Source organism: Allobosea sp. TAB14, from assembly GCF_052113865.1.
Classification (GTDB): Bacteria; Pseudomonadota; Alphaproteobacteria; order Rhizobiales; family Beijerinckiaceae; genus Allobosea; species Allobosea spartocytisi.
This window is the reverse complement of the sequence record NZ_JBFRDQ010000253.1, coordinates 1-5,169: the sequence shown is the minus strand read 5'-3', so window position 1 is coordinate 5,169 and position 5,169 is coordinate 1. Positions and strand designations below refer to the sequence as shown.

Genomic DNA, 5,169 nt, shown 5'->3' with positions numbered 1-5,169 from the left:
GTCGATGAACTTGGTCAGGCCGACCTTGTCGATATAGGAGCGGGCGCGCTCCCCGGCTTCGGACGGCATCGCCCGGCCGGAGGCCGTCAGCGCGAAGACCACGTTCTCGCGCACCGTCTTCCAGGGCAGGAGCTGGTCGAATTCCTGGAACACCATCATCCGGTCCGGGCCGGGGCCAGAGACCTTTCGGCCCTTCAGGCTGATCTCGCCCTCGACAGGCGTGAGATAGCCGCCGATCGCCTTGAGCAGGGTCGACTTGCCRCAGCCSGAGGGGCCRAGCAGSACGAARCGRTCGGACGGRTAGACGTCGAAGGAGACGCGSCGCGTCGCSGTSACSACCACRTCCGGCGTCTTGTATTGCAGCGTCACACCCTCCACCGAGAGCAGCGGAGTCGCGGATGCGGCGTCAAATGGGGCTAACATGCACCGTCCCTTGTTTTCGTTTCCCGAGCGCACTTATGGGCGCTTGCCGACAGTGATAGCCTGCGGGACTGACTCCAGCCTGACTCGATAACCAGAGGCCGATCCGCTTGCGCGTGCTCGTCGTGGAAGACACCGCCGACATCGCCGAAGCCGTGGTGATGCGGCTCGAGAAGATCGGCCATGCCGTCGACTGGGAGCAGGACGGCACGACCGCCGCCGAGCTGCTGGCGGTGCAGGCCTACGACCTCGTCATCCTCGATCTCAGCCTGCCGGGGCAGGACGGCCTCTCCATCCTGCGCCAGATGCGGGCCCGCCGGCTGGCGACGCCCGTGCTGGTCCTGACGGCGCGCTCCGCCGTGGACGAGCGCATCGGGGCGCTCGATCTCGGTGCCGACGACTACCTGGTCAAGCCCTTCGACTATGGCGAGCTCGAAGCCCGCGCGCGGGCGCTGCTGCGGCGCAGCGCCGGCCAATCCGACAACATGCTGCGCGTCGGGCCACTCGCCATCGACCGGGCAGGGCGGGTCGCGAGCGTCGGCGACAGGCCCCTCAACCTGACCCGCCGCGAATTGACGGTGCTCGAGATCCTCGCCGCGCGCCCGGAGCGGATCGTGCCCAAGGAGGAGCTGATCGAGCAGCTCTTCAACTTCGACCAGGAGGCGAGCCCCAACGCCGTCGAGCAGTTCGTCGCAAGGCTGCGGCGCAAGCTGGCCGACGCCCCGGTGGAGATCCGGACCCTGCGCGGACTGGGTTATCAGCTTGCGGTTGTCTGACCTTCGCCTGTCGCTGCGCTTCCGCATCATTGCCGTGCTCACGGCGGTGCTGGCGGCGGGCGCGGTCGTGCTGGGGGCTGCCGCCTGGCATTCGTCCTCGCTCGCGGCCCAGCAGGCCTATGACCGCTTGCTGCGCGGCGGCGCGGTGCAGATCGCCGAGAACGTCTATGTCCAGGGCGGGGTCGTCACGGTCGAACCGCCGGTTTCCACGATTGCGACGCTCGCCGACTACGATCTCGTCTTCTACAAGGTGGTCGATCCGCGCGGCATCGTCGTCGCCGGCTACGAGGATCTCGTATCGGACGCCGATCCGGTGGAGACCCGCGCTGGCGTCGTTCTCGAAGACGGCACCTATCAGGGCCAGCCGGTGCGGATCGCGACGCTCGCCCGGCAGATCGACATGCCCGGAACCAACAACTGGTCGACGATCGTCGTGGCCCAGACGACCGACGCCCGGCGCGCGCTGGCTCGCGACCTGACGCTCAAGGCGCTCGGCGTCATCGCCGTGATGAGCGTGCTCGCGCTGTTTGCGGCCGCCTATGCGGTGACGCTGGCGCTGAAGCCGCTGACCCGCATCGAGCGCGAGATCGCGAGCCGGCGCCCCGACGACCTGCGCCCGATCGAAGCGGAGCCGCCGCTTGAAATCCGCAATCTCGTTCAGGCCATCGACGACTTCATGCGGCGCCTCTCAGAGCGGATGGCGATCATGCAGCGCTTCATCGCCGATGCCGCCCATCAGATTCGTACGCCGCTGGCGGCGCTCGACGCGCAAGTCGAAATCCTGATCGGCACCCCCGCATCGCGGCGCAAGGCGGATACCGTCAAGCGCATCCATGAACGGACGGCGGAACTCGGCCGTCTCACCGGGCAGCTCCTCGACCATGCGATGGTGATCCACCGCAAAGATGTCGCGGTTGCGGCCGCCGTCGATCTCAACCAGCTCGCCAAGGGCGTTCTGGCAAAGGCGGTTCCGCTGTCGTTGCCGCGCGAGGTCGACATCGCCTTCGTGCCGGCGGAGCAGGCGCCGATCGTCTCCGGCGACGCCGTCAGCCTGCGCGAGGCGCTGAGCAACCTGATCGACAACGCCTTGCGGCATGGCGCCCGCAGCCGGCTCGTCGTGACGGTGGGCGCCGATGGGGGCGCCGCCTGGATCGAGGTCGCCGACGATGGCGACGGCTTTGCCGCGCCGCTGGCCGAGTTCACGCGTCCCTTCGCCAAGGGGCCGGAGTCGAGCGGCTCGGGGCTCGGCCTCTCCATCGCCGCCGAGGTGGCGCTGGCTCACAAGGGCGAGCTGGCGCTGTCCCGCGACAGCACCATGACGCGCATCCGCCTGGTTCTCGCGCGTTCCTGACCCTGTCGCCGCGCCGAAGCGTCAGGCGCCGTTCCTGATCAATTCCTTGGCGATGATGGTGCGCTGGATCTGGTTGGTGCCCTCGTAGATCTGCGTGATCTTGGCGTCGCGATAGAGCCGCTCGACCTCGAAGCCGCGGATATAGCCGGAGCCGCCGAAGACCTGCACGGCATTGGCCGTCTGCGCCACCGCCATGTCGCTGGCGAAGCATTTCGCCATCGAGGAGGCGGAGGTCGCAGGCTTCTCGTGGTCGATCAGCAGCGCGGCCCGCTCGACCAGCGCGCGGGCGGCGGCGATGTCCTTGGCCATGTCGGCCAGCATCCATTGCAGGCCCTGATTGTCGAGGATCGGCTTGCCGAACTGGCGCCGGTCGCGGGCATAGGCTAGCGCCGCCTCCAGCCCGGCCTGGGCGATGCCGACCGCCAGCGAGGCGATGCCGACGCGGCCCTTCTCCAGCACGCTCATCATGATGTGGAAGCCGCGCCCCTTCGGGCCGAGCAGAGCCTCGCGCGGCACCGTGACGCCATCGAAATTGAGCGCGCCGACCTGGCTCGCGCGCTGGCCCATCTTGTGCTCCTTCGGCCCGCGCGAGACGCCGGGCGCATGCAGATCGACCAGGAAGATGCTCATGCCGCGATGGCCGGCGGCCGGATCGGTCGAGGCCAGCACGAAGCCGAGATCGGCGACCGGCGCGTTGTGGATCCAGAGCTTGCCGCCATCGATGACATAGCCCTCCGCCGTCTCGCGCGCGGTCGTGCGGACATTGGAGAGGTCGGAGCCCGCCTCGGCCTCGGTCAGGCAATAGGCGACGCGCGTCTTGCCCGCGAGGATATCGGGCAGGCGTTTGAGCTGCTCCGGCGTGCCGTAACGGGTGAGCAGCGTGCCGATCAATTCGACGAGGCCGCACTGGTCGGCGACCGAGGCATAGCCGCGCGAGAGCTCCTCCATGACGATGGAGTAGGCATAGGTATCGAGCCCGGCGCCGCCATTCGCCTCCGGCACGGTGATGCCGAACAGGCCGAGCGCGCCCATCTGGCGGTAAATCTCGGCGGGAAAGGTCTCGTCGCGGTCGAGATCGTTGGCGGCGGGCCTGACGATTTCCTCGGCGAAGCGCCGGGCGGTCTCACGGATCTGGTCGTAGATTTCGGCGTCGAGCAAGGGGGCGTGCATGGCTTTCCTCCTCAGGCAACGCCGTTGAGGGCGCAGAGATGTGCCATGCGGCGCGCTGCCAATTCCGGCTCGAAGAACAGCCCGGACTGATCGGCGAGGCGGAAAAGATCGGCATAGTGCAGGATGCCGCGCGCGGATTCGGCGCCGCCGACCATGCGGAAATGGCTCTGGAAGCCGTTCAGCCAGGCGAGGAAGACGACGCCGCATTTGTAATGCTGCGTCGGCGCCTCGAAGAGCCGGCGCGAGAGCGCGACCGTGGGATCGAGGATCGCGTGGAAGCCGGCGCGGTCGCCCGCTTCCAGCTTCGCGAAGGCAGCCGCTGCGGCCGCTGCGATCGGATCGAAGATGCCGAGCAAACCGTGCGAGAAGCCCTGCTCGTCGCCGCCGATCAATTCCGCATAATTGAAGTCGTCGCCGGTATACATGATCACGCCTTCCGGCAGGCGGCGGCGCATCGCGATCTCCTTGCCGGCATCGAGCAGCGAGATCTTGATGCCGTCGATCTTGTCGGCGTGCTCGCGGATCAGGGTGAGCACCGTCTCCATCGCCGGCTCGAAATCGCGGCTGCCCCAGTAGCCGGCGAGCGCCGGGTCGAACATCTCACCGAGCCAGTRCAGGATCACCTTGCCGCTGCATTGGCGGATCAGGCGGCCATAGACGGCGAGATAGTCGTCCGGTCCCTTCGCGACGCGGCAGAGCGCGCGGCTCGCCATCAGGATGATCTTGCCGCCGTGCTTCTCGACATGGCCGATCTGCTCCTCATAGGCGCGGATGACATCGTCGAGGCTGTGCGCGGCCTGGGGATCGAGCTGGTCGGTGCCGGCGCCGCAGGCGAGGTCAGCGCCGGGCGTCGCCTTGGCCTCGGCCAGCGAGCGGGCGATCAGTTCTGCGGCGTTGGGCCAATCCAGCCCCATGCCGCGCTGGGAKGTGTCCATCGCCTCGGCGATCTTGAAGCCGAGGCCCCAGAGATGGCGGCGGAAGGCGAGCGTCGCATCCCAATCCACGGCCGGGACGCGCCAGGGCTCCTGCTGCTTCAGCGGGGCGGCGACGACATGGGCGGCGGCATAGACGGTGCGGATGCCGTTGGGCTTTGCCGTCTGCGGGAACGGCGAAGGCGGCGAAAGCCTGTAGCGCTCGCTGCTGCCGTCCGAGCGGGGCAGGGTGATCTCGGCCATCGCTTCCTCCAGATTGTTTATTGGAACGTTCCAATTTTAAAAACGCATTTCGAGCCTTATACAGCCGGCATAAATCCTTTGAAAGAGGATATTGCTTGGCTTATCATTCACTGATAATGGAACGTTCCAAGAAAAGAACAGCGCGGTGCGCCCAGGGACGAAACGATGCCGCAGCCGCAGGGCAGCAAGGGCCAAGATACCAAGAAGAAGGTGACGATCATCGAGATCGCGGACGCTGCCGGCGTCTCGAAATCGACGGTCTCGCTCGTCCTCACCG

General features: G+C 67.3%; 6 protein-coding genes. 3 read left to right on the top strand and 3 right to left on the bottom strand.

The window, feature by feature from the left end; genetic code table 11:
• Window positions 1-423: ATP-binding cassette domain-containing protein (locus AB4Y99_RS25525; RefSeq protein WP_441525296.1), on the bottom strand; the 423-nt coding region annotated here is incomplete at its 3' end.
• A 107-nt stretch (window positions 424-530) separates the two neighbouring features.
• On the opposite strand from AB4Y99_RS25525, the gene AB4Y99_RS25520 reads away from it, so the two are divergent.
• Window positions 531-1,196: a response regulator transcription factor gene (locus AB4Y99_RS25520; RefSeq protein ID WP_038367741.1), complete on the top strand. Its 666-nt coding sequence runs from the start codon at window positions 531-533 to the stop codon at window positions 1,194-1,196.
• Complete coding sequence (locus AB4Y99_RS25515) at window positions 1,189-2,547, top strand: sensor histidine kinase (RefSeq protein WP_441525295.1); 1,359 nt, start codon at window positions 1,189-1,191, stop codon at window positions 2,545-2,547. The genes AB4Y99_RS25520 and AB4Y99_RS25515 overlap by 8 nt, the downstream gene beginning before the upstream one ends.
• A gap of 21 nt (window positions 2,548-2,568) precedes the next feature.
• Here the strand turns inward: AB4Y99_RS25515 and AB4Y99_RS25510 are convergent, their stop codons facing one another.
• Together AB4Y99_RS25510 and AB4Y99_RS25505 are read right to left on the bottom strand one after the other, a co-directional pair.
• Entirely contained in the window at window positions 2,569-3,717 is a 1,149-nt protein-coding gene (locus AB4Y99_RS25510) for an acyl-CoA dehydrogenase family protein (protein WP_441525294.1), read from the bottom strand.
• 11 nt (window positions 3,718-3,728) lie between these two features.
• A complete protein-coding gene (locus AB4Y99_RS25505) occupies window positions 3,729-4,892 on the bottom strand; it encodes a dihydrodipicolinate synthase family protein (protein WP_441525293.1) in 1,164 nt (387 codons plus the stop codon).
• Window positions 4,893-5,057: 165 nt separating this feature from the next.
• On the opposite strand from AB4Y99_RS25505, the gene AB4Y99_RS25500 reads away from it, so the two are divergent.
• The coding region (locus AB4Y99_RS25500) for a LacI family DNA-binding transcriptional regulator (protein WP_441525297.1) at window positions 5,058-5,169 on the top strand (112 nt) is incomplete at its 3' end.

Coding starts and splice junctions, on each gene's coding strand:
- AB4Y99_RS25510 (WP_441525294.1), bottom strand. CDS start 3,717: ATGCACGCCCCCTTGCTCGACGCCGAAATCTACGACCAGATCCGTGAG.